This window comes from Streptomyces sp. NBC_00510 (assembly GCA_036013505.1).
Taxonomy (GTDB): Bacteria; Actinomycetota; Actinomycetes; order Streptomycetales; family Streptomycetaceae; genus Actinacidiphila.
In genome coordinates this window covers 8,268,557-8,290,597 of record CP107851.1, presented here as the reverse complement: position 1 = coordinate 8,290,597, position 22,041 = coordinate 8,268,557, and the positions used below count along the sequence as shown (strand labels likewise).

The following is a 22,041-nucleotide window of genomic DNA, read 5'->3' as shown; positions in this document are numbered from 1 at the left end:
CATGCAGGTCACACGTCGCCGCCGCGTGGGCGCCGAGAGGGACACCCGTGCCCTCCCCGGCCGATGGTTCGGCAGCCGCAGAAGCCTCACGCTGGCAGCCGCGACCGCTGTCGTCCTCGCCACCGGTACCGGGATCGGGTTCGCCCAGACCACCCAGTTCGGCCACGACCAGGTCGGCCAGGTCACCGACCGGGGGCAGGTCGTCTCGAGCGACCAGTACATCGCCCCGTACGGTGAGCGCCTCGTCATCGACAACGGCAAGATCATGTCGTCCTCGGTCAGCCCGGACGGCACCCACCTCGCGGCCTCCGTCACCGACGGGGGCGTGGCGCTCGCCGTCGTGGACCTGAAGAACTGGAAGGTCCAGCAGCTCGTCGGCAACTCCGCGTCCGCGGACCTGCGCATCGGCAGCAACAGCGTGGGCCAGGAAGGCCCCACGTACTCCCCCGACGGTTCGCAGCTTTGGCTGGGCCAGACCGACGGCTACACCCGCTTCACCGTGAACCCCGACGGCAGCCTCGCCAACCCGACGTCGGTCTCCATCCCGGCGGACGGCTCCAAGCACGCCCTGGTGGGCGAGCCGGTGTTCTCCTCCGACGGCTCCACCGTGTACGCCGCGGTCAACGGCCAGAACCGCGTGGTCGCCATCGACACGGCGACCGCGACCGTCAAGCAGAGCTGGGCCGTGGGCAACGCCCCGCGCGACATGGTCGTGGTCGGCTCCAAGCTGTACGTCAGCAACGAGGGCGGGCGCCCGGCGAAGCCCGGCGAGACCACCATCAACTCGTACGGCACGCAGGTACCGGCCGACCCCAAGACCGGTGCCACCACCACCGGAACGGTCAGCGTCATCGACCTGGCCGACCCGGCGGCCGCCGTCGCGAGCATCGACGTGGGTCTACACCCGACCGCGCTGTACGCCAAGAAGGGGGCGCTGTTCGTCACGGACACCGCCACCAACGACGTGTCGGTCATCGACACCCGCAAGAACAAGGTCGTGCAGACCATCGCCACCCAGCCGTGGCCGGAGGCGTCGGTGGGCTACGAGCCCAACGCCGTCACGCTCACCGACGACGGCCACCTGCTGGTGACACTGGGCCGCGCCAACGCGGTCGCCGTCTACCGGTACGACTCCCCCCAGGAGCCGGTCGGCTACGTCGGCCTCCTCCCGACGGACTACTTCCCCGCGGAGATCGCCACCGTGGGCAACCAGGTCGTGGTCTCCAACACCCGCGGCATCGACGCCCGCCGGCCCACCAGCAGTGCCGGGCACGGCACGCACGACACCACCTCGAGCGTCCAGCGGTTCACGCTGCCGAGCGAGAAGGTCATCAAGTCCCAGACGGCCAAGGTCTTCCAGCAGAACGGCTGGACCAACGGCTCGGTCAAGCTCGCGAAGGACAAGGGCAAGGACAAGGGCCACGCGAAGCCGGTGGCCGTCCCGCAGCGACTCGGCGACCCGTCGACGATCAAGCACGTCTTCATGATCGTCAAGGAGAACCGGACCTACGACCAGGTCTTCGGCGACGTCCCGCAGGGCAACGGCGACCCGTCCCTCGCCGAGTTCGGCGAGAACGTGACGCCGAACCAGCACGCGCTGGCCCGGCAGTTCGGGCTGTACGACAACACGTACGACATCGGCACGAACTCCGCCGAGGGCCACAACTGGCTGATGCAGGCCGACAACCCTGAGTACACCGAGTCCTCCGCCGGAGAGTACGCGCGCAGCTACGACACCGAGGACGACGCCCTCGGCCATCAGCGCACCGGCTTCATCTGGACCGGCGCGCAGGCGCAGGGCAAGAGCGTGCGGGACTTCGGCGAGTTCCACCAGTTCCTCACCAAGCCGTCGGGCGCGACCTGGCAGAACCTGTACTGCGACACCAAGAACATGCAGGCCACCGGGCAGGACACCGCCTACAACCTGGTGTCGTCCTCGCCGATCCCGTCTCTGAACAGCGTCTCGGTGCCCGGCTTCCCGAAGTTCGACACCAGCGTCCCGGACGTCTACCGGGCGGAGATATGGAAGCAGGACTTCGAGAAGAACGGTCCGGCGAACCTGAACATGTTCTGGCTCTCCAGCGACCACACCGGCGGGCCCGCGGGCCCCGCCGCCCAGGTCGCGGACAACGACCTCGCGGTCGGCCGGATCGTCGACGAGATCTCGCACAGCAAGTACTGGAAGGACTCCGCGATCTTCGTGGTCGAGGACGACTCCCAGGCCGGCCTCGACCACGTCGACGGCCACCGCGCCCCGATCCAGATCATCAGCCCCTGGGCCCGGCACGACACCGTCGACAGCCGCTACTACTCGCAGATCACGATGATCCGCACCATCGAGCAGATCCTCGGGGTCCACCCGATGAACCAGAAGGACAGCGCGGCCACCCCGATGTTCGGGGCGTTCACCAAGAAGGCCGACTACACGCCCTTCACGGCGCTGCCCAACCGCACCCCGCTCACCGACGGCCTCAAGACCCCGCCCGCCTGCGGCCTGGACACCCCGGCGCCGCAGGACCCGAGCGCCGCGGCCGTCCCGACGACGAAGGTGCCCGCGGGCAAGAAGGCCCTCGCCGCGAAGTGGGAGGACTGGCAGTCCAAGCAGCGGCTGACCGGCCCCAACGCCAGGCCGGACTTCGCCAACCCCGCGCAGATGAACCACCTCACGTGGTACGAGACGCACCAGTGGACGACGCCGTACCCCGGCGAGGACAAGATCTTCGCGCCGGACGACGTCCCGGGGGCCTACATCCCGTCGGTGGAGAACGACGGCTGACGCCCGCTGATCACATATACGGGCCTCTGGTCGGCGGTGCCGTCGGCCAGAGGCCCTGAGCGTCGAACTGCCTCGCTTCAGGCGGTCGCTCCGAGGGCGATCCTCGCGAGCAGGGCCGCACAGGCCTCGGGCATGGACAGGAACGGCGAGTGGTCACTGGGCAGCCGGTGCACCGCGTCGGCGCGGCCGGCCATGCCCTCCTGACAGGCCGGCGACAGCGCCCGGTCCCGCTCGCACACGACGTACGTGGACGGGAGCGCGTGCCGGCCGGCGCGGGTCAGCGGCTCGGCGAAAGACTTCGCGCTCTGGGGCACCAGCCTTGCGGCCGCCGCCTCCGCCTCCCGCCGCGGCACGTCGCCGTAGAACGTGCGGATCGGGTCGTCCGGGGGCGGGCGGAAGCCCCGCGGCTCGGCCGCGACGGGAGCCCCGTGGTAGCCCAGGACGCTCTCGCCGACCTCCAGCCGGTACGCGGCCAGGTAGACGACATGGGCGACCCGGGGCGCCTCCGCGACGGCCTGGGTGACGGGCGCACCACCGTAGGAGTGCACGACCACGACCACCGGGCCCTCGATGCCCGCCAGCTCCCGGAGCACCTCGCGCGCGTCGTCATGGATTCCGGCGTCCTCCCGCCCTGTGCTGGGCAGATCGACGACGCGCGTCGCCCAACCAACGGGCCCGAGCACGGACCGCACGTCGTCCCAGCACCACGACCCGTGCCACGCCCCGTGGACGAGGAGCAAGGTGGGCGCGTTCGAGCGGCTGTCCGCGACGGCACACATCACCTTCGATACTCGGGCAGTTCCCTCGGGGACACCAACCCCACCGGTGCGCATCACGGCCGGGACCCGTACGAGATAATTGACTCGTCAAGGATTTGATACGCTCCGGAGGACGCCGGGCGGTCACCTGACAACGGAGGCACGATGAGTTTCCTGCTGGACGAGAACGACCCCGACGACCCGACCTGGAACAGGCGCGGCGCGCTCTACGTGCCGTCGGGCCAGGGGCCGACCGTGTGGGCCGCGGACGACGTCTACACGGTCAAGGCCACGGGCGCGCAGACGAACGGGAACATCGGCTTCATCGAGGCCACCGTTCCGGCCGGTGGCGGCCCGGTGCCCCATGCGCACACGCAAGAGGACGAGACGTTCTACGTCCTCGACGGCGAGCTGGAGTTCGTGGACGGCGACCACGAGTTCACCGCCGTGGCAGGGGACTTCATCCACGTGCCCAAGGGCATCCGGCACGGCTTCAAGAACAAGCGCATCCACGCGGCGCGCCTGCTCTTCATCTACACGCCGCCCGGCCTCGAACAGCTGATGCTGGACCACAGCACACCCGCCCGCCCCGGCGAGGCACCGCCGCCGGTCGACGACGACATGGGCGCCCGCGCCGAGCAGGTCATCCGGCGCTCCAAGACGATCATGCTCCCGTAGACCCCGCAGCACCGTAGACCCCGCAGCACCGTGGACCGCGCAGCCCCGTAGGCCCGTAGCCCCGTAGGCCTCGGCGCGCGTGAAGACGGCGTCCAGCTCGCTCGTCATCGTCGCGTCCACGAGATCGACGGGAGGGTTGTCGAATGTCACGCGCCAGTAGGTGGCCGAGTGCTCGGTCAGCGTGAACCGCGTCGGTGCGTCCATGGGTCCGACGCTAGACGAGTAAGTCCTATGTCCCGGGCCGGTGATCGGGCGTGAAGAGAGGGTGTTCAAGATCATGTTGTGACGTAAGACCTGAACACCCTCTTGACCGCACTGTACGTGAAGATCGATGACGAGTTGGGAGGGCCGCGGTGGACGGGCAGACCGCCGGTGCTGACCGACTCCGAGCTGGTGTGTGTTGCGGTCGCCCAGGCGCTGCTCGGCTTCACCTCCGAGGCGCACTGGCTGCGCTACGCCCGCAAGCATCTGGCCGGCATGTTTCCCTATCTGCCGCAGCAGTCCGGCTACAACAAACGGCTGCGTGCCGCCCTTGGCCTGGTCAAGCGGGTCATTCGGATGCTCGCGAAGTCCAGCGACTTCTGGCTGGACGACTGCTGGATCGCGGACTCTACCCCGGTGCCCTGCGGCATGTCCCGGCCCACGGTCAAGCGCTCGGATCTGGCCGGATGGGCGGGCTACGGCTACTGCGCCAGCCACTCGCGGTTCTACTGGGGGCTGAAGCTGTACCTGGTGTGCACCCCGGCTGGGATGCCGATCCTATGGGCGCTGGCCAATCCGAAGATCGGCGAACGGGAGGTGCTGGCCGCGATGCTCGAAGTCGACGCCGGCGTGGCTGCCGAGCATGACGGCATCCTCCTGATCTGCGACAAGGGATTCGCCGGGAAGGATTTCGAAACGCTGCTGGGCCAGTACGGCATCACCATGCTGCGTCCGTCCCGCAAGGACGAGAAGGCCCGCTACGGCGAGCCCATGCTCAAAAAGGTCCGGCAGCTGATCGAGTCGGTCAACGACACCCTCAAGGGTCAGCTCGACCTGGAAGACCACGGCGGACGCAGCTTCGAGGGCGTCGCGATCCGGGTCGCCCAGCGCGTCCTGGCGATGGCCGCCGCGATCTGGCACAACAACCACACCGCAGCCCCCGTCACCCGGTCACTGATCGCCTACGACCACTGACCGGGCCACCGACGGAATCCGTTGAGCTGCGGAAACACGGCTCGGGTGGTGTGGCGTTCCCTTGTCCCTGCGTGAATGTTCCCGGTGAACTGTGGCAAAGAACCGAGCGCGGAGGGAAGCGGCAAATGCTTTGACCCGGTCCCGCCCAGCCGTGATCATGGGCCGGATGCGATTCCTTCCCGCCACCGCTGACCCCACCACCCTTGACCGTGCCGCCGCGTACCCCGCCGACGGCCCGGTTGCCGCCCTGACCGCCGAGAGGTTCAGCGGAGAGCTCGACGCCAACCGGTTCCGCCCGGAGTGGATCTGGCTTGCCGAGGACGAGGACGGGCAAGTCCTCGCCCGCGCGCTGTGGTGGGGCCGCGCCGACAGCGAGCGGCCTATAGCCCTCGACTGTCTCCAGGTCCGCTCCACAGTCGCCGATCCGGTCGCCGTCGCCACCAGGCTCCTCGACGCCGGGCATGCCGCCTTCGGCACGCGCCCGCTGTACAACCTCTCTCTCCCAGCGAACTGGAGCACCCGCCCGGAACTCACCGAGGCGGTCGCCTGGCGTCGTGAAGTGGGCTTGCGCACAGGGTTGAGCCGGGAAATTCAGCGCCTACGTTACGAATGGACTCCCGCGGCAGGACTGCCCGAAGCCGGCGGTCGGCTGGTGTTCCGCGAGGGAAGCGACCAGGAGTTCCTGGATGCCTTCATCCGGGTGTCGGCAGGCAGCCTCGACCAAGCCACCCTTGACGAGCTGCGCACCAAGGACACCAGACAGTTGGCCGAGGAGGACATGCGGTTCTACCTCGACTGCCCGGGCGAGCGCTCCTGGTGGAGGCTCGCGGAGCTGCCCGATGGCACGCTCGCCGGTCTGGCCGTCCCGTCAGCGACCCCGTACAACCGCAACGTGGGCTATCTCGGAGTCGTACCCGAGCAGCGCGGTCAGGGGCTGATCAACGAGATCCTCGCCAAAATCACCCGTTTCCATGCAACCGAAGGCGCCGAGCGGATCACCGCGACGACGGATACGACGAATGTCCCGATGGCCGCGGCCTTCGACCGCGCCGGCTACGAGGTGACGGAGATCCGTATGGTCCTGGAGGCTCCGGGGGCCGCATGACCAGCCGCGCTCGCGTTACCTGTCAACGGAATCGGCATTCCGTCACCTCGGAGGCAGTATTTCGTCAGTGGGCCTGACCGGGCTTCGGACTTACTCGTCTAGTGTCCGGCGCACGAGCGGCAACCCGGCCGCGTCCGGCGCCCCCCAGGCCCTGGAGCTGCCTCCAGGACCCACGGGGGCGTTGCGCGGGGGCATTGGTGCCGACGCGTCAGGCGCGCGGCCGCCGCCCCGTCACACTCTCCTACGGACGAGGTCGATGAGCTTGGCCTCGGACTTCTTGTCGGCGTCCCGCTTGAGGGTGACGACCTGGATGGTGCACAGGCGGTCGTCGACGGTGAACGCGGTCATCATCGAGTTGTCGACGTCCTCCGAACCGGCCGTCTTCGCGGAGCCGATGCTCAGTGTGACGGAGTGGTAGGTGTCGGGGTTCTCCCAGTTGCAGACGCTCTCCCCCACACCGGCGTCGGGGTGCCCGCCGTCGTTCTCGCCGATGAGCGGGGTGACCTCCTCGGGCTTGAGCAGGGTGCAGGCGTCGACCTTCTTGCCGTCCTCCGACGAACCTCCGTCCGCGGCCGCTCCCTTCCCCGTGGCCGCGGAAGCAGGGCCGGACTGCGCGGGGGCCGCCTTCGCGCCGGTGTCCGACGAGCCGCAGGCGGTCGCTGTCGCGGCGAGGAGCACCAGGCCGACGATTGCCAGAGATGAACGCATCACTGTTGGGTCCTCCGATGGTGGCGCGGCGGGCCGGGGGGGCACTCCGGCCTTCGTGTCTCGGCCCCGGAAGACGTCACCTCGCGCTCGCCCAGTTGCGGGCTCCTGTCACAGGGCGGCAACCGATTGTCATCGCCGTGCGACGGCCGTGTTCGCCGTGCCGGCGGCACGGCGAACACGGCCGCCCCTGCGGCGGCCCCGTCTCACACGGACTCGGGCGCCTCCACGGGGTGCGCCGGCGGGGCGATGAGCGACGCCACCGGGTTCGTCACCGTGCGGCAGCGGGTCCAGCCCGCCGCCTCACCGTCGGTGGGTGAGGCGATCTCCGTGGGCTCCGTGGCGGGGGCGGTGCCGAGCAGCCCGCGGTCCCGGCAGTAGTCGTCGTCGTAGATCGTGGAGAGGTAGCGGTGCGGCCCGTCGGGGAAGACGGCCACGATGCGTGCCTCGGCGGAGTAGGTGCGGGCCGCCCATCCGGCGACGAGGGCGACGGCACCGACGCTCCAGCCGCCCGACGCGTAGTGGGAGCGGGCCAGGGCACGGCAGGTGTGCACGGCCTCGGCCGCGGCGACCCAGTGCACCTCGGTGAACTGCTCGTACGCCACGTTGCGCGAGTGGATGCTGCTGCCCAGGCCCCGGACGAGACGGGGCCTGACGGGCCGGCCGAAGGTGATCGAGCCGACGGTGTCCACCCCGATCACGTGCAGGTCCGGGTTGACGGCGCGCAGCGGGCGGCTGATGCCCGCCGAGTGGCCGCCGGTGCCGACGCTGGTGACCAGGACGTCGACCCGGCCCAGTCGCTCGATCAGTTCCGCCGCCAGGGGCGTGTAGGCGTCGGCGTTGTCGGGGTTGTCGTACGGGTCGGCGCACCACGCCCCGGGTTCTGCCGCCAGGAGTTCGGTCACGCGCCGGCGGCAGGCCTCCTGCCAGCCCTCGTAGGGGTGGGCGTCGCGGACGATGTCGAGGCGGGCACCGCGTGAGCGCAGCAGGCGCTTCATGTCCGGCTCCAGGTCCGGATCGGTCACGAGTGTGACCGGGTGGCCGAAGACCCGTCCGGCGAGCACCAGTCCGAGGCCGAAGGCGCCGCTGGTGGACGCCACGACGGTCGCGCCGGGAAGGAGATCGCCGCGCTCGCGTGCGCAGCCGACCATGTGGAGGGCGGAGCGGTCCTCGATGGCTCCGGGGTTGGCGCCTTCCAGCTTCGCCCAGAAGCCGCGTCCGGGAGAGGTGAGGGGGTGGGAGATCCACAGCAGGGGCGTGTCGCCGACCGCGGAGGCGAGGTCGCGGCCGGTGGTGGGCTCGTTCATGGTGTCCGCTTTCTGGAATCGGGAAGAGTGCCGTGCACGGCTCACCCACCGCCGGTGCGCACACGGGCGGGGGTGAGGGACCGTCAACCGGTCCGGGGGCGTCTTCTAGATGCGCCAGAGGCAGAGGACGGACGGCTCCGCAGTCGCTATGCGGGCGTCTGGGGCCGGGTCGCTTCCCGGTGTGTTGCGCGAGGCGGGCACCTGTCCGGGCGCCGCTTCGGCGGCGCCGGTCTGCGCGGGGCCGGTCCCGTGCTCGCGTGGTCCGGTGCGGGACCCCGGGAGCTCGGCGGAGCCCGGGGAGCAGTCCTCACCGGGGTGGTGGGGAGTGACGGGGTGCGGTCGCTCCTCCGCGTTCTTCAGATGAACGTGCGCGTGCGGGCAGCTGTGGGCGTGCGCGGGCGAGCCGGCCACGGTGAAGCAGAATGCGGCCAGCAGCGCAACGAGGAACGTCGGGCACGTTCCGCGGTGGCGGCCTCGCACAGGCCGCACATTACGCCATGAAACATCCCGGAACGCGCTCAGGCGTGCGGCGGTTTGCCGCTCAGATGGTGATCCGCGAGGTTGAGCACCTCGTCGACGAGCCTGCGCAGATGGCCGTCGGAGAGCGCGTAGATCACCCGGCGGCCCTCCTTTCGGGAGGAGACCAGGCCCGCGATCCGGAGTTTGGCCAGGTGCTGGCTGACGGCGGGACGGGCGGCGCCGACTCGCGCGGTCAGCGTGGAGACGTCGGCCTCGCCCGCGGTCAGCGAGTGCAGCAGGGCGAGGCGGGTGCGGTCCGCGAGGAGGCTCAGGAGCTCGGCCCCGCGGACGTAGTGCTCGGTGCCCGGCGCTCGCGGGTGCGCACCATGCGCAGGTGACAGGTGCGTGCGTGCGTTCATATGCACATAATGGGGGGAAGGCTCAGCCCGTGTCCACCCACGACTCCCCGGAGGCGGTCCCATGAACGGCCGGCACACGCACACCCAGCACGACCACGGCCACGGGCAGGAACACGGGCACGACCACGGGCACACGTACGGCCACGGCCACGGCCACGGCCGCTCCGAAGGTCACGGCACCCGGAGCCGGGCACGCCTGCGCCACCGGCTGGGACACCTCCTGCACCCGCACTCGCACGAGTCCGCCGACAAGGTGGACGGGGCCCTGGAGTCCTCCGCCGAAGGCATGCGGGCCCTGTGGATCTCGCTCGCGGTCCTCGGCGTCACCGCGATCGCCCAGGCCGTGGTCGTCGTCCTGTCCGGCTCGGTGGCCCTCCTGGGCGACACCGTGCACAACGCGGCCGACGCCCTCACCGCCCTCCCGCTCGGCGTCGCGTTCGTCCTCGGGCGGCGGGCCGCCACGCGGCGCTTCACCTACGGCTACGGCCGGGCCGAGGACCTCGCCGGGATCGTCATCGTCCTCACCATCACCGCGTCCGCCGGCTTCGCCGCCTGGACCGCCGTCGACCGCCTCCTGCACCCGCGGGACGTCGCCTATCTGCCCGCCGTGGCCGTCGCGGCGGTGCTCGGCTTCATCGGCAACGAATGGGTGGCCCGCTACCGCATCCGCGTCGGGCGCAAGATCGGCTCGGCCGCGCTCGTCGCCGACGGCCTCCACGCCCGCACCGACGGCTTCACCTCGCTGGCCGTGCTGCTCGGCGCCGCGGGCGCGGCGATGGGCTGGCGGCTGGCGGACCCGATCGTGGGCCTGGCCATCACGGCGGCCATCCTGCTGGTGCTCCGCGACGCCGCGCGCGAGGTCTTCCGCCGCGTCATGGACGCCGTCGACCCGGCGCTCGTGGACGACGCCGAACGCGCCCTGCGCGAGGTGCCGGGGGTCCGGGGGGTGGGCGAGCTGCGCCTGCGCTGGATCGGGCACCGGCTGCGCGCCGAGGTCGCCGTGGTCGTCGACGGGAACCTCACCGTGCGTCAGGCCCACCACACGGCTGTCGCGGCCGAGCACGCGCTGCTGCACGCGGTCCCCCGCCTGACCGCCGCCCTGGTCCACGCGGACCCCGCACCCGTGCCGGGGGTGGCCGACCCGCACGCCGAACTGGCCCATCACGCCGCCTGACAGGCACTGCCCGGCCCGCGGGCGCGCCCGGGCGACCCGATCGCACCGCCTCCCGGACGACACCCACGGACCGACCCGATGCGGCGTCAGCCCGCAGGACCCGAGGTGCCGGACACGTCCGGAAATGCCGCCGTCGCGCGCGCATTCGCCGTGACATTGCTGGGCATATCTTCCGATATGCATCAGATTCGACACCTTCGACTGGTTCCTCCACCCCGTGCGCATGAGTGCGGCGGCGGCTGTCACTGGGTGAGGTGGGCGCGTGGGCATAGTGGGGATGACCTTGACCGTCGTGATCCTCGTGCTCGCTGGAGCGGGGCGGCGGCTCCGCCGATACCCCGGCGGCTGGAGATTCGCGCTCTCCGGCCGTCATGAAGCCGACAGGGACGCCCTGGACCGCGCCCGGCGGACCGTCCGCAAGCTGCGGCGCGGGGCGCGGCGCGAACTGGCAAGGGCGCAGGCGCAGGTGGCACGGGCCGATCGTGCCGCTCGGCGTCGCATCGGCGACGCCGAGCGGCACCTCGCGCGGCTGCGCCGGCCCGGCAAGGGCGCCTTCGTCGCGGCGCTCGGGAAAGTGTCCCTGCACGCGCACGTGATGGTCATATCCGGGCGGGAGACGAAGGTCCTGCAGCTGGACGGCCTGCAGGTGCGGTTCGAACACAGCCCGACGGGCCATCACCTCTACCTCAGGCGGCCGGACGAGGTGCATCTGGAGTCCTACCCGCCCGGGGAGCACGGCGAGGACGGCGTGCGCCGCTTCAGCGTCCGCGTCGAGAACGCGGTCGCCAAGGAGAGCGGGTTCCGCACGGAGCTCGCCACGTCCGTCAAGAAGGCGGAGGACGCCCTCAAGGCCGCGCGCGCCGATACCGGCCCCGCTCAGGACGCCCGCAGGTGGCTGGGCATGCTGACCGCCCGCCAGAGCCGCGACCCGGCACTCGCCGATGCCCTCGCGGGCCTCGAGGCCGCCCGGGACCGGTGGCAGGGGCTCACGGGACGACGCCCTCCGCGGTAGGCGGGTGGAACGGATGCCCTCACCGCGGCGGGTGCTCCGGCCGCTGCGGCTCGACGGGCGACGTGAAGGCGTCCCAGTCGGCGCGGCCACCGGCCCCCATGACGGCGGTGGCGGAACCCAGCTCCGCACCTGAACGGGCACGCAGCTCGCGCCGGGCCATCCACGAGACCACCGGCGGGAACAGCGGCCGCAGCGGCTGGCACCAGCGCAGCCACGGTGGCGCGTACACATGGTGCGCGCGCCGTGCGATGCCCGTGGCGAGCCAGTCGGCGACCTGGGCGGGCGAGTGGACGCGGCGGGCGAACGACGGCTGGTTCTTCCGCAGGGCGCGCAGTACGGGGTGGTCGTCCAGGTCGACGATCATGTCGGTGCCGGTCCAGTGGAGGTAGGCGATGCCGACGGTGACGCCGTCGGGCTCGACCTCACCGCGCAGGGCCTGCGCGAAGGACTCGGCACCGGCCTTGGAGGCACAGTAGGCGCTCATCAGCGGGGCGGCGGAGAAGGCGGCGGTCGAGGCGATCTGCAGGAAGTATCCGCGGGTCCGCGTGAGCTGGGGCAGGAAGGCCCTGGCCGTGTTCGCGGCCCCCACCAGGTTGACGTCGATGACCCGCTGCCAGAGTTCGGCTTCGGTGTGGGCGAACGGTCCGCCGGCGGCGATGCCCGCGTTGGCCACCACCACGCTGGCGGGGCCGAGTTCCTCGTCCACCCGCCGGGCCGCGTCTTCGAGTGCCGGGCGGTCGGTGACGTCCGCCTCGACGAAGATGTTCGGATGGGACAGGGAAGCCGCCGCCTGACGCAGGGTCGCCTCCTCACGGCCCAGCAGCGCGACCCGCATGCCGGCTGACGACAGGTGCCGGGCGAGCGCCTCACCGACTCCCCGGGCCGCGCCGGTGACGACGGCCACGCGCCCTTCCAGCGGGGCCGTCGCCCTGCGGCTGCGTACGCTGGTACCGGTCGTCATCAGGGGCACACCGTTCGATCCTGGTCCGGAGGCGGGGGGCACCACCGAGTGAAGCCGAGCTTCGGGCCCCGGGCCGCGTGCCGCGTCGGACGGCCGCGGGGCGGCCACTCGAACGGAGGCCTGGCCACGTGCGACGTGCGCACACGGCGCCGGGCACACACTGTCCCCCCGGCGGACGAATCGAGGGAGAAGGCGATGAGTACCCACCGCGCCGGCCGGACGGCCGTGCGCCGCGACGTGCACCGCAGCGGCCGTGTCTGGAGCGAGCACGCGCTCCGTGTCCTCGCCGACACCGGCACGGCCCTGGTGACCGCCTGTGCTCCCGGCGCCCAGACCCGCTGGCCCGTCGCGTACGCGCGGGCCCGCGCCACCGGCGACCGCACCGTGCGCACCGACGCGATCGACGGCCTCGCCACGGGTCGGTGGGAGCTCACGCCCGGGCGGTGGCAGGAGACCGAGCTGCGGATGTGGAAGCCGCCCACCGCCTGGTTCAGCGTCAACGCCTTCTACACCGAGGCCGGGCTGCGGAACTGGTACGTGAACTTCGAGCGCCCCACGATCCGGACCGCCGACGGGTTCGACACCTTCGACCTCATCGTGGACCTGCTCGTCGCCCCCGACCTGAGCAGCTGGGAGTGGAAGGACGAGGACGAGTACGCCCACGTCCGCAGGCTCGGCGTCGTCACCGACACCGAACACCGGGCCGTCGACGCGGCCCGCGGACAAGCGCTGGCGATGCTCGAGGAGCGTTCCGGACCGTTCGGCGAGGCCGCCGCGTGGGCGGCATGGCGATGGGAACCGGCCTGGCCCACACCGCGCCTGCCGCTCGCCGTACCCCAACGCCCAAGCAAGGAAGGTCACTTGTAAGGAGCGCTCGCGGGGACGGGATCAACCCCGCGCGGCCGCCGACCAGTCCCGGGAGGCGTCCGCGCCCCAGCTCGCCAGCAGACGCAGCGCCTCCTCCGACGCCGAACCCGGCTCGGCGTGGTAAGTCGACAGTGACTGCTCCTCGTCGCCGGGGAGCGCGAGGGTCTCGTAGCGGAGGGTGAGCGCGCCCGCCAGCGGGTGCAGCAGCCGCATCCCGCCGTGCGACTTCCGCCTGACGTCGTGGGCCGCCCACAGCGACCGGAAGTCCGCACTCCTCATGGAGAGCTCCCCGACCAGCGCCGCCAGTACCGGGTCGTCCACGTGCCGGCCCGCGTCCATCCGCAGCTGGCCCACCACGTCGGCGGCCTTGGACTCCCAGTCGGCGAAGAGCCGCCTGGCCGCCGGGTCGAGGAAGGTGATCCTGGCCCAGTTCCGGTCCTCAGCGGCACGCTCCGCCCAGTCGCCGAAGAGCGCGGACGCCGTGCGGTTCCACGCCAGCACATCGGTGCGGCGGCCCCACACGTACGCGGGGACGCCCTCCAGAGCCGACAGCAGCTCCTGGAGCTCCGGCCGCACCTGCCGGCGCTCGGGCGCGGGCCGCCGCTTCCGCCGCTTCGGCTTCGCCAGGTGCAGCAGGTGGGCGTGCTCCGCCTCGGAGAGCCTGAGCGCCCGTGAGATCGCGCCCAGCACCTCCACGGACACGTTGCGGCCGTTGCCCTGCTCCAGGCGCGTGTAGTAGGCCACGGACACCCCGGCGAGCTGTGCCAGCTCCTCCCGTCGCAGGCCCGGCACCCGGCGCCGCCCGTACTCGGCGAGCCCCACGTCGGCCGGCTTCAGCCGGGCCCTGCGGGTGCGCAGGAACTCGTTGAGCTCCGAGCGCGCGTCGAGGTGCCGCCCGGCGCCGGGTCCCGGACCGGGATCCGACCCGTCTCCCGGGCCGGTGCGGAGGTCGGGGTGGCTGGCCATGCGCTCCAGTATCCCGCCGGATTCCGGGCGGAGCCTGTCCCTGCCGGTGGTAGTCACGCGGGACGTAGGCAGAGCGGGGCCCTGGGTGACGCCGTACGGCCGGAGCAGCCTGAACGAGCGCCCGGAGACACCCACCCGGGGTCACGCCATCCGAGCCCGCTCCAGATCGCGTGCCGTTCGACCCGTCCGCCCGTACGGCGCCGGGTCACACACAGCCCATGGACCACGAAGAATGACGGAAACGACCACCACAGGTCCGTCCACCCCAGCGCGCGGACGGGACCGCCTCCCCGGGAAGGCCCTCTTCGGCCTCTTCCTCAGCGGGTTCGTCGGCATCCTCACCGAATGCCTGCCCGCCGGCCTGCTGCCGGAGATCAGCGGCACGCTCCACACGAGCGTCTCGCTCACCGGCCAGACCGTGACCATCTACGCCCTCGCCACCGCGATCGGGGCGATCCCGCTGACCCGGGCGACGGCGAGGTGGCCCCGCAAGAACGTGCTGCAGCTCGCGCTCGGCACCGTTGCCGTCGCCAACGCGCTCACGGCGCTGTCCGACGACTACGCGCCGACCCTCGTGATCCGCTTCGTCGCCGGCCTCGGCACCGGGCTCGTCTGGCCCCTCCTCGGCGGTTACGCCGCCCGGCTCGCCCCCGAGGGACGCCAGGGCCGCGCCATCGCCATCGCCCTTGCCGGAACCCCGGTGTCGCTGGCGCTGGGCGTCCCATTGGGCACCTGGCTGGGCGCCCTCGGCGGGTGGCAGCTCGCCTTCCACGCGTCCGCCGCCCTGACCGCGCTGACCATGGTGTGGATCCTGGCGACGCTGCCGAACCTGCCCGGCCGGTCGGCCGACGAACGCTTCACGGTCCCGCAGGTCCTGCGCCTGCCGGGGCTGCGCACCATCCTGTTCGCCCTCGCCACGTACATGGTCGCCCACAACATCCTCTACACCTACGTCACCGACCTCCTCGGGTACCTGGGCATGGGCGGCCAGGCGGGCTGGGTGCTGTTCGCCTTCGGCGTCACGTCGATCCTGAGCGTCCTCGTCGTCGGCACCCACATCGACCGGCACCTGCGCAGGCTCGTCGTGGGCAGCACCGCGCTGTTCGCGCTCACCGTGCTCGTGCTCGCCGCGTGCTCCGGCGTGCCCGTGCTGGTCTACGTCGCCGTCGCGGCGTGGGGCTTCGCCTTCGGCAGTTCCCCGAGCCTGTTCATCGGCGCCGCGATCAACGCGACGGGGGCCGCCGCCGACGTCGCGCAGTCGATCACGATCACGGTCTTCTCCTCGTCCATCGCCCTGGGCGGCCTCATCGGTGGCCTCCTGGTCGCGGACCTGGGGACCGCGTCGATCACCTGGGCGTCGCTGGCCCTCCTGGTCGCCGCCGCCGCGGCCGTGACCGGGGGCAGGAGGCACGCCTTCCCCGCGGGCGCCTGAGGCAGGGCGGTCGTCACCTGGCGGGGCGTACCGCGTACGCCCCGCCGGACGGTGACCGGGTCAGGCCCCGACGCGGGGCGGGGTCGGCGTCCCGTACACGCGCTTGGCGTGCGAGGCGTACAGGCGCGGGGCCAGGACCGGCATGATCAGCCGGGGCACCAGCGGGGCGTGCGAGAGGACCGCCTTGATCACCTCGGGGTCGCCCTCGTACATCACCATGCCGAAGGCCAGCGGCAGGTCCTTCTTCGGGCTGTTGGCCATGCCGTGCTCACCGAGCTCCGCCCACTCCGCCGCGGTGATGTACTCCTCGGCCAGCGGGAGGATCTCCTTCTCCTCCAGGGCCATGTGCTCCAGGAGCCGGCTCAGCAGTTCTTCGAGGGCCGCGGCGAGGGCCTCGCCGCCCTGGGCGGTGGAGCGCCACCCCGCCAGCAGTGCGGCCACCTCGGTGAGGGCGGTGTCGATGCCGTGGTGCTGCTCCTCCATCGTGGGCACGATGGCCGCGGTCCGCTCACCGCCGCGCTCCAGGAGGCGCGGCCACACCACCTTGTCCTCGCCCTCGTGGTGCAGGTGCAGGATCAGGCACACCTTGTCGGCATGGTCCGCCACGATCCCGGCGCGCCGGGTGTCACCGGCCTCCACGTCCCGGACGAGTTGCGGGAGCAGGCGGAACTCCCGGCGCATCATCGTGTGCGCCATGAACATGTCGCGCACATCGGCCATGGTTTCGCTGACTGTCGGTACTGCTGCCACTGCTGAAGCCTCGATTGGTGGGGGAGATCACGAAAGGGAGCTTCGGATGCTGTCAGCGGCAGCGGCCCGCGCGCATCGGGAGAATTCCCGATCCCGCGGCGGAGTCCGCGCCGCACGGCCGCCCGGCAGGCGCCGGAGGGCGGTCGGGAGTTCTCCCGATGCGCGGGAGAGCCCGGCTCCGCCAGCATCGGAAGGGCTCCACCCCGGCAGTCCGTCGGAGCCGCGGATGCGCGGGGACCCCCGCCCGCGATCGCAGCGCCCCGTGGTCGAGCCAGTCGGGGGGCTCGCCACGGGGGGTCGCTCCCCGCCCCACGGGCGGGGAAGGACCCGCACGTTGCTACCCTTCGGCAAGAATTGCCCGCACGACCACGACGGGGGCACGCCGCCCCCGGTACCCGGTGGTCACCACCCACAGGTCCCCACAGGTCCCCTCGGATGAGCGCCCCCCTCTCGACACAGACCCGCGTCAGCCCCGTCTTCGTGGGCCGCGAGGCCGAGCTGGCCGAGCTCCTGCGGGCCGCCGGGGCCGCGGACGGCGGCGACCCCCAGGCCGTCCTCGTCCGGGGCGAGGCCGGGGTGGGCAAGACGAGGCTGGTCGGGGAGCTCCTGCGGTCGCTGGAGCCGGGGGCGGCCGTCGCGGCGGTCGGTGGCTGCGTCGAGCTCGGCGGCGACGGCCTGCCCTTCGCCGCGTTCTCCGAGGCCCTGCGCGTGCTGTGGCAGGGACTGCCCGACGAGGTGCGCGCGGCGAGCGCGGGCCATGAGGACCTCCTCGCGCGGATCCTGCCCGACCCGGGCGGCGTGACGCCCGTCGACCACCGGGACGACGACGTGACGCGGCTGTTCGAGCTCACCACCCGCGTCCTGGAACGCCTCGCCTCGGACCGCCTGGTCGTACTCGTCATCGAGGACCTGCACTGGGCCGACGCCTCCACCCGCAACCTGCTGGGCTACCTGTTCCGCACCAGGCGCCGCGGCAGGCTGCTGCTCATGGGGACCTACCGGTCCGACGACGTCGGCCCCCGGCACCCGCTGCGCCCGCTGCTCGCGGAGCTGGGCCGGCTCAGGTCCGTACGCCGTGTGGCGCTCCCCCGGTTCACCCGGGGCGAGGTCGGCGGACAGCTCACCGGCATCCTCGGGGCGCCACCGGACCCGGCCGTCCTCGACGACGTCTTCGCCCGCTCGGACGGCAACGCCTTCTTCGTCGAGGAGCTCGCCGGCGCCGGCCGGGACCACCCGGGCCCGGGGCTCCATGACTTCCACGACCTCCACGACGTGCTGCTGACCCGGCTGGAAGCGTTGCCGGAGACCAGCCGTCGCATCCTGCGCACGGCCGCCGAGGGCGGGAAGGTGACCGGGTACGCGCTGCTGCGGGAGGTGGCGGGGCTGCCCGAGGACGAGCTGATCGAGGGGCTGCGCGCGGCCGTCCTCGCCCACGTCCTCGTCCCCGAACCGGGCGGCTCGGACTACCGGTTCCGGCACTCGCTGGTGCGCGAGACCGTCAGCGAGACCCTGCTGCCGGGCGAACGCGCGCTGATCAACCGCCGGTACGCGCAGGCGCTGGAGGCCGACCCCGCGCTCGTGCCCGCCGTGGAACTGTCCTGCCGTCTGGCCCGGCACTGGCACGCCGCGCAGGACTCCGTGAAGGCCCTGCGGATGAGCGTCGCGGCGGCCGAGGAGGCACGGCACTGCTACGCCTACGCCGAGCAGCTGTGGCACCTGGAACGGGCGCTCCAGCTGTGGGACCGGGTCCCGGACGAGGCCCGCGCGGCCCTGCCCGCCCCGCGCTGCCCGCAGACGTACCCACGCGGTGGTGCCGGGCACGCGGGGCCCGGGCTCGAGGGGAACGGACGCCTCCGCCTGGAGCTGCTCGCGACCGCCACCGTCGCCGCGCTGCACAGCGGCAGCCTCGACGTGGCACTGCGTCTGGCCGACACCGCGCTGGAGGGCCTTCCGCCGGAGGACGAGCCGCACCGGCTGCGCGCGGCGTGGTTCCGCACCCAGCGGTCCCGGCTGATCCAGGGACTGAACCGCGGCGACGGATGGCAGGACCTCGAGACGGCACGGAAACTGGTCGACGGCCTGGCCCCGTCGCCGGTGCACGCCGACGTCCTGGTCCACATCGCCAACTGGAGCGCCGTCCACCGCCCCGGTACGGACCACCGGGCCGCCACCGACGAGGCCGTGCGGTACGCGGCCGCCGTGGGCGCCGAGGCACTGGAACTGCACGCCCGCATGACCAGGTGCCTGCTGGACGCCGGGACCGACCGCGACGGCGCCGGCGTCGCCGAGCTGTACGAGGTCAGACGGCGGGCGGAGGAACTGGGCGAACTCGGCATCGCCGGGCGGGCGAACCAGAACCTGCCGTCGATCCTGGAGGGCATGGGCCGTTCCGAGGAGGCCGTCGCGGCCGCCGACCACGGCATCGCGCTGTGCCGGTCGCTCGGGCTGGCCGACCACGAGGCGTGGGTGCACTCCAACCGGGCGATCAGCCTCTTCTCCGTGGGCCGCTGGGCGGAGTCCGAGGCGGCCCTCGACGAGGCCGCCTCGGTCGCCCGGTCGCACCTGCCGCGCTGGACGTTCGCGGCCCGCCGCGCGTACCACCTGCTCCACCGCGGTGACGCGGACGGCGCCGCCCGGCAGTTGGCGCTCGCCGAGCGACTGCGCGGCACCGAGCGGCTGCGGGCCGAACTCCTCATCGCCCTCAGCCACTGCACGATGGAGATCGCGGCCGCTCAGGGCCGTCTCGCGGACGCCCGGGCCGAGTTCCTGCGGGCCGACGCCGCGGGCCTGACCACCGGACCCGTCCGCTGGTCGCTGCCACTGCTGCGCACCGCGGCGGCGGTCGAGGCCGAGGCCCGTCGGTCCGCCTCCCTCGGCGGGGCCTCGCCCGAGGTCCTCGCCGCGATACGCCGCGCCGCCGGCCGGCTCGACGTCGTCTTCCCCGTCTGGGCGGCGTACGAGCGGCTGCTCCGCGCGGAGTTGGGACGCGCCGACGGGGCCGACGACCCGGCCCTGTGGTCAAAGGCCGTGACCTCCTGCACGGCGGTCGACCGTCCCCACGAGACGGCGGCGGCGCTCCTCGGCGAGGGACGCGCCCTGCTCACCACCCACCGGCAGCGCGCCGCGGCACTCGACCGGCTCGGCAGGGCACGGCGCATCGCCACCGACCTCGGGGCGGGCCTGCTCCTCGCGGACGTCGAAGCGGTGACGCGCCGGGCCGGCACGGGCCCGGCGGACGAACAGGGCCCGCCCGCGACCGCCGCCACCGCGACGGAACCGTCACCCTTCGGCCTCACCCCGCGCGAGTCGGAGGTGCTGGGGCTGGTCGCGAGGGGGTACAGCAACCGCCGGATCTCCGAAGAGCTCTACATCTCGCAGAAGACGACGAGCACGCACGTCTCCAGCATCCTGGCCAAACTGGGTGCCTCCAGCCGCACCGAGGCCGCGGCGATGGCGCACCGCAACGGGCTCCCGTCCTCCCCCTGACGGATTCGGGGATTCGGGGATTCGGTGATTCGGGAATTCTCCCGATGCCCGGGACGACTCCGGCCTGCCAGCATCGGGCCCGACGTCACAACATGCTTCGGCCAGGAGTCCGTACGTGAGGCACTACCACGAACCGCCGCTCAGGGAGCGGGTGGACGCCGCGCGCAACCGCGCCGCGATACTCAAGGCAGCCGCCCGTCTCTTCGCCGAACACGGCGCGGACGGCGTCTCCATGGACCGGGTCGCCGTCGCGGCGGGCGTCGGCAAGGGCACCGTGTACCGCCGCTTCGGCGACAGGTCCGGACTGGCCTCCGCGCTCCTGGCCGCCCGCGAACGCGAACTGCGGGAAGCCGTCCTCGACGGACCGCCCCCACTCGGCCCCGGAGCCCCGGCCGAGGACCGCCTCGCGGCGTTCGTCACCGCCTACTTCGACCACGTCGCCGGGCACCTGGACCTCCTCCGCGCCTCCCAGACCGCGCACCCCGGCGCGCGCCACCGCACCGCCGCCTACCGCTTCTGGCACGACCACCTGACGACCCTGCTCGCCACCACCCCCGACCCTCCCACCACCGCCCACACCCTCCTCGCCGCCCTGTCCGCGGACCACGTCGGCGCCCTCCTCCCGGAACTCGGCGCCCACAGGATGCGCACGAGCCTGATCCGCCTGGCCGGCTCGGCCCCTCGTCCGTAGCTCCACCGTGCATCGCCACCGTCAACCAGTGGCCGCGTTCCCCTGGGCCGGCGGGGCCGGTGCGTCGAAGGTGCCCATCAGTTCCAGGAGGAGTTCGACGACCAGCTCCGGCCGACCCACGAAGGGGGAATGCCCCGTCTGCCACTCGCGGACGGAGTCGCAGCGTGCGGCCATGGCGCGTTGGAGTCCGGGGTCGACAGCGCGGTCCTTCGCGCAGACGACGTAGGTGGACGGGGTGTGCTTCCAGCTGTGGCGCTCCGGTACTCCCCGCCCGCAGCCGGCCGCCTGGGCTCGCAGCAGCGCCACGGCCCAAGCGGCCAGGTGCTCGGGGCAGTCCGCGTACAGGGCGTCCACGGCCCGGCTCGGGTCAAGGCGCGTGCAACCATCGGCCTGCGGCTCGATGGCAGCCTGCAATGCGCGGGAGGCACCGCCCAAGCCCGCGGCGCTCTCCCCCACGTCCGGCACGAAGGCCGCCAGGTACACCAGGCGCGCGGCTCCGCGCAGGCCGGTGATCACCGAGCCTCCGTAGGAGTGGCCCAGGACCAAGGGGGGCTCCGCCAGACTGTCCACGGCGGCCTGCACGGCCGCCGTGTCGGCAGCCAGGGACCCCCTGTGGAGGGCGGGGACAACCACGTCCACACCCACCGCCCGCAGGCCCTCGGCGACCCGGATGAAGTGGCGGGGCTGGTGGTACAGACCGTGGACCAGAACCGCACTGGGCACTTGGGGCGCCTCCCGAGGTCGCAAGTGATCGACGCGATGCCTGCGCTGGCTAGACGCGCTCCAGGGGGCGGTGCGGGGTGGACGGGAGTTCGACCTCGACGGGGTCCTGGGGGCGGACGATCCCGCCGCGGCGGACCACGCCCATGACGCCGGACTTGAAGGTGAACTCCCCCGACACCGGGTCCAGGGCGAACATCTCGCCGAGCAGGCCCTTGCGGAAGTCGTTGATCTTCGAGCAGGGGTTGCGCAGCCCCGTCACCTCCACCACGGCCTCGTCGCCGAGGTGCAGCAGGGTGCCGGTGGGCAGGCCCAGCAGATCCACGCCGCGGGTGGTGATGTTCTCGCCGAGCCGGCCGGCCGAGACGTCGAAGCCCTTAAGCGCGAGCTCGTCGAAGAGTTCCTCGTGCATCAGGTGGACCTGGCGCAGGTTCGGCAGGTCGGGCTCGTAGGTCATCCGGAACTGGTGGCGGATCGTCTCGCCGGCGTGGACGTCCCCTTCGACGCCGAGCCCGGCGAGCAGCGTGACGGACTCACGATTGGGCTTGCTGAAGGCGTACGTCGCGTGGCGGCTCACCGCCGTGACCCGGCCGGCCATG

Annotated in this window: 19 protein-coding genes; 10 read left to right on the top strand and 9 right to left on the bottom strand. The window is 72.3% G+C overall.

Features of this window, described 5'->3' with window-relative positions; genetic code table 11:
* Window position 1 precedes the first annotated feature (1 nt).
* Entirely contained in the window at window positions 2-2,776 is a 2,775-nt protein-coding gene (locus OG937_37585) for a phosphoesterase (GenBank protein WUD77012.1), read from the top strand.
* A 77-nt stretch (window positions 2,777-2,853) separates the two neighbouring features.
* On the opposite strand, the gene OG937_37580 is transcribed toward OG937_37585, so the two are convergent.
* On the bottom strand, window positions 2,854-3,555 hold the full coding sequence (locus OG937_37580; protein ID WUD77011.1) for an alpha/beta fold hydrolase: 702 nt from the start codon (window positions 3,553-3,555) through the stop codon (window positions 2,854-2,856).
* Between the two features lie 144 nt (window positions 3,556-3,699).
* Here OG937_37580 and OG937_37575 point away from each other — a divergent pair, with 144 nt between their 5' ends.
* The 3 genes from OG937_37575 to OG937_37565 all read left to right on the top strand — a co-directional run bounded on the left by OG937_37575 (window position 3,700) and on the right by OG937_37565 (window position 6,493).
* Window positions 3,700-4,212, top strand: coding sequence for a cupin domain-containing protein (locus OG937_37575; protein ID WUD77010.1), 513 nt, complete (start codon window positions 3,700-3,702; stop codon window positions 4,210-4,212).
* A gap of 294 nt (window positions 4,213-4,506) precedes the next feature.
* Window positions 4,507-5,388 (top strand): IS982 family transposase, encoded by an 882-nt coding sequence (locus OG937_37570; GenBank protein WUD79012.1) that lies wholly within the window; start codon window positions 4,507-4,509, stop codon window positions 5,386-5,388.
* Window positions 5,389-5,554: 166 nt separating this feature from the next.
* The gene (locus OG937_37565; GenBank protein ID WUD79011.1) at window positions 5,555-6,493 is read left to right on the top strand and encodes a GNAT family N-acetyltransferase; all 939 of its coding nucleotides are present in this window, start codon (window positions 5,555-5,557) and stop codon (window positions 6,491-6,493) included.
* Window positions 6,494-6,724: 231 nt separating this feature from the next.
* Here the strand turns inward: OG937_37565 and OG937_37560 are convergent, their stop codons facing one another.
* From OG937_37560 to OG937_37550, 3 genes are all read right to left on the bottom strand, one after another.
* Complete coding sequence (locus OG937_37560) at window positions 6,725-7,201, bottom strand: DUF3558 domain-containing protein (GenBank protein WUD77009.1); 477 nt, start codon at window positions 7,199-7,201, stop codon at window positions 6,725-6,727.
* Between the two features lie 203 nt (window positions 7,202-7,404).
* Complete coding sequence (locus OG937_37555) at window positions 7,405-8,505, bottom strand: PLP-dependent cysteine synthase family protein (protein ID WUD77008.1); 1,101 nt, start codon at window positions 8,503-8,505, stop codon at window positions 7,405-7,407.
* 518 nt (window positions 8,506-9,023) lie between these two features.
* A complete protein-coding gene (locus tag OG937_37550; protein ID WUD77007.1) occupies window positions 9,024-9,383 on the bottom strand; it encodes a metalloregulator ArsR/SmtB family transcription factor in 360 nt (119 codons plus the stop codon).
* A gap of 61 nt (window positions 9,384-9,444) precedes the next feature.
* On the opposite strand from OG937_37550, the gene OG937_37545 reads away from it, so the two are divergent.
* Together OG937_37545 and OG937_37540 are read left to right on the top strand one after the other, a co-directional pair.
* Window positions 9,445-10,557: a cation diffusion facilitator family transporter gene (locus OG937_37545; protein WUD77006.1), complete on the top strand. Its 1,113-nt coding sequence runs from the start codon at window positions 9,445-9,447 to the stop codon at window positions 10,555-10,557.
* A gap of 277 nt (window positions 10,558-10,834) precedes the next feature.
* Entirely contained in the window at window positions 10,835-11,569 is a 735-nt protein-coding gene (locus OG937_37540; protein ID WUD77005.1) for a hypothetical protein, read from the top strand.
* 19 nt (window positions 11,570-11,588) lie between these two features.
* On the opposite strand, the gene OG937_37535 is transcribed toward OG937_37540, so the two are convergent.
* The gene (locus OG937_37535; protein WUD77004.1) at window positions 11,589-12,530 is read right to left on the bottom strand and encodes an SDR family oxidoreductase; all 942 of its coding nucleotides are present in this window, start codon (window positions 12,528-12,530) and stop codon (window positions 11,589-11,591) included.
* 195 nt (window positions 12,531-12,725) lie between these two features.
* Here OG937_37535 and OG937_37530 point away from each other — a divergent pair, with 195 nt between their 5' ends.
* Window positions 12,726-13,397 carry a DUF402 domain-containing protein gene (locus OG937_37530; GenBank protein WUD77003.1) on the top strand — a complete coding sequence of 224 codons (672 nt, stop codon included), beginning with the start codon at window positions 12,726-12,728 and terminating at the stop codon, window positions 13,395-13,397.
* A 21-nt stretch (window positions 13,398-13,418) separates the two neighbouring features.
* On the opposite strand, the gene OG937_37525 is transcribed toward OG937_37530, so the two are convergent.
* A complete protein-coding gene (locus OG937_37525; protein WUD77002.1) occupies window positions 13,419-14,363 on the bottom strand; it encodes a helix-turn-helix domain-containing protein in 945 nt (314 codons plus the stop codon).
* A gap of 232 nt (window positions 14,364-14,595) precedes the next feature.
* Between OG937_37525 and OG937_37520 the strand changes: the two genes are divergently transcribed.
* Window positions 14,596-15,795, top strand: a complete 1,200-nt coding sequence (locus OG937_37520) for an MFS transporter (GenBank protein WUD77001.1) — start codon at window positions 14,596-14,598, stop codon at window positions 15,793-15,795.
* 60 nt (window positions 15,796-15,855) lie between these two features.
* Here the strand turns inward: OG937_37520 and OG937_37515 are convergent, their stop codons facing one another.
* On the bottom strand, window positions 15,856-16,515 hold the full coding sequence (locus tag OG937_37515) for a hemerythrin domain-containing protein (GenBank protein ID WUD77000.1): 660 nt from the start codon (window positions 16,513-16,515) through the stop codon (window positions 15,856-15,858).
* Between the two features lie 465 nt (window positions 16,516-16,980).
* Between OG937_37515 and OG937_37510 the strand changes: the two genes are divergently transcribed.
* Window positions 16,981-20,031: an AAA family ATPase gene (locus OG937_37510; protein ID WUD76999.1), complete on the top strand. Its 3,051-nt coding sequence runs from the start codon at window positions 16,981-16,983 to the stop codon at window positions 20,029-20,031.
* A 115-nt stretch (window positions 20,032-20,146) separates the two neighbouring features.
* Window positions 20,147-20,722: a TetR/AcrR family transcriptional regulator gene (locus OG937_37505; protein ID WUD76998.1), complete on the top strand. Its 576-nt coding sequence runs from the start codon at window positions 20,147-20,149 to the stop codon at window positions 20,720-20,722.
* 21 nt (window positions 20,723-20,743) lie between these two features.
* Here the strand turns inward: OG937_37505 and OG937_37500 are convergent, their stop codons facing one another.
* Both OG937_37500 and OG937_37495 read right to left on the bottom strand, forming a co-directional pair.
* A complete protein-coding gene (locus OG937_37500; protein WUD76997.1) occupies window positions 20,744-21,445 on the bottom strand; it encodes an alpha/beta hydrolase in 702 nt (233 codons plus the stop codon).
* Window positions 21,446-21,494: 49 nt separating this feature from the next.
* Window positions 21,495-22,040: an MOSC domain-containing protein gene (locus tag OG937_37495; GenBank protein WUD76996.1), complete on the bottom strand. Its 546-nt coding sequence runs from the start codon at window positions 22,038-22,040 to the stop codon at window positions 21,495-21,497.
* Between the last annotated feature and the right edge of the window lies 1 nt (window position 22,041).

Excerpts from the sequence above, each read along its gene's own strand:
- OG937_37585 (WUD77012.1), top strand. The coding sequence starts at position 2 with ATGCAGGTCACACGTCGCCGCCGCGTGGGCGCCGAGAGGGACACCCGT.
- OG937_37580 (WUD77011.1), bottom strand. The coding sequence starts at position 3,555 with ATGTGTGCCGTCGCGGACAGCCGCTCGAACGCGCCCACCTTGCTCCTC.
- OG937_37575 (WUD77010.1), top strand. The coding sequence starts at position 3,700 with ATGAGTTTCCTGCTGGACGAGAACGACCCCGACGACCCGACCTGGAAC.
- OG937_37565 (WUD79011.1), top strand. The coding sequence starts at position 5,555 with ATGCGATTCCTTCCCGCCACCGCTGACCCCACCACCCTTGACCGTGCC.
- OG937_37560 (WUD77009.1), bottom strand. The coding sequence starts at position 7,201 with ATGCGTTCATCTCTGGCAATCGTCGGCCTGGTGCTCCTCGCCGCGACA.
- OG937_37555 (WUD77008.1), bottom strand. The coding sequence starts at position 8,505 with ATGAACGAGCCCACCACCGGCCGCGACCTCGCCTCCGCGGTCGGCGAC.
- OG937_37550 (WUD77007.1), bottom strand. The coding sequence starts at position 9,383 with ATGAACGCACGCACGCACCTGTCACCTGCGCATGGTGCGCACCCGCGA.
- OG937_37545 (WUD77006.1), top strand. The coding sequence starts at position 9,445 with ATGAACGGCCGGCACACGCACACCCAGCACGACCACGGCCACGGGCAG.
- OG937_37540 (WUD77005.1), top strand. The coding sequence starts at position 10,835 with ATGACCTTGACCGTCGTGATCCTCGTGCTCGCTGGAGCGGGGCGGCGG.
- OG937_37535 (WUD77004.1), bottom strand. The coding sequence starts at position 12,530 with ATGACGACCGGTACCAGCGTACGCAGCCGCAGGGCGACGGCCCCGCTG.
- OG937_37530 (WUD77003.1), top strand. The coding sequence starts at position 12,726 with ATGAGTACCCACCGCGCCGGCCGGACGGCCGTGCGCCGCGACGTGCAC.
- OG937_37525 (WUD77002.1), bottom strand. The coding sequence starts at position 14,363 with ATGGCCAGCCACCCCGACCTCCGCACCGGCCCGGGAGACGGGTCGGAT.
- OG937_37520 (WUD77001.1), top strand. The coding sequence starts at position 14,596 with ATGACGGAAACGACCACCACAGGTCCGTCCACCCCAGCGCGCGGACGG.
- OG937_37515 (WUD77000.1), bottom strand. The coding sequence starts at position 16,515 with ATGGCCGATGTGCGCGACATGTTCATGGCGCACACGATGATGCGCCGG.
- OG937_37510 (WUD76999.1), top strand. The coding sequence starts at position 16,981 with ATGAGCGCCCCCCTCTCGACACAGACCCGCGTCAGCCCCGTCTTCGTG.
- OG937_37495 (WUD76996.1), bottom strand. The coding sequence starts at position 22,040 with ATGGCCGGCCGGGTCACGGCGGTGAGCCGCCACGCGACGTACGCCTTC.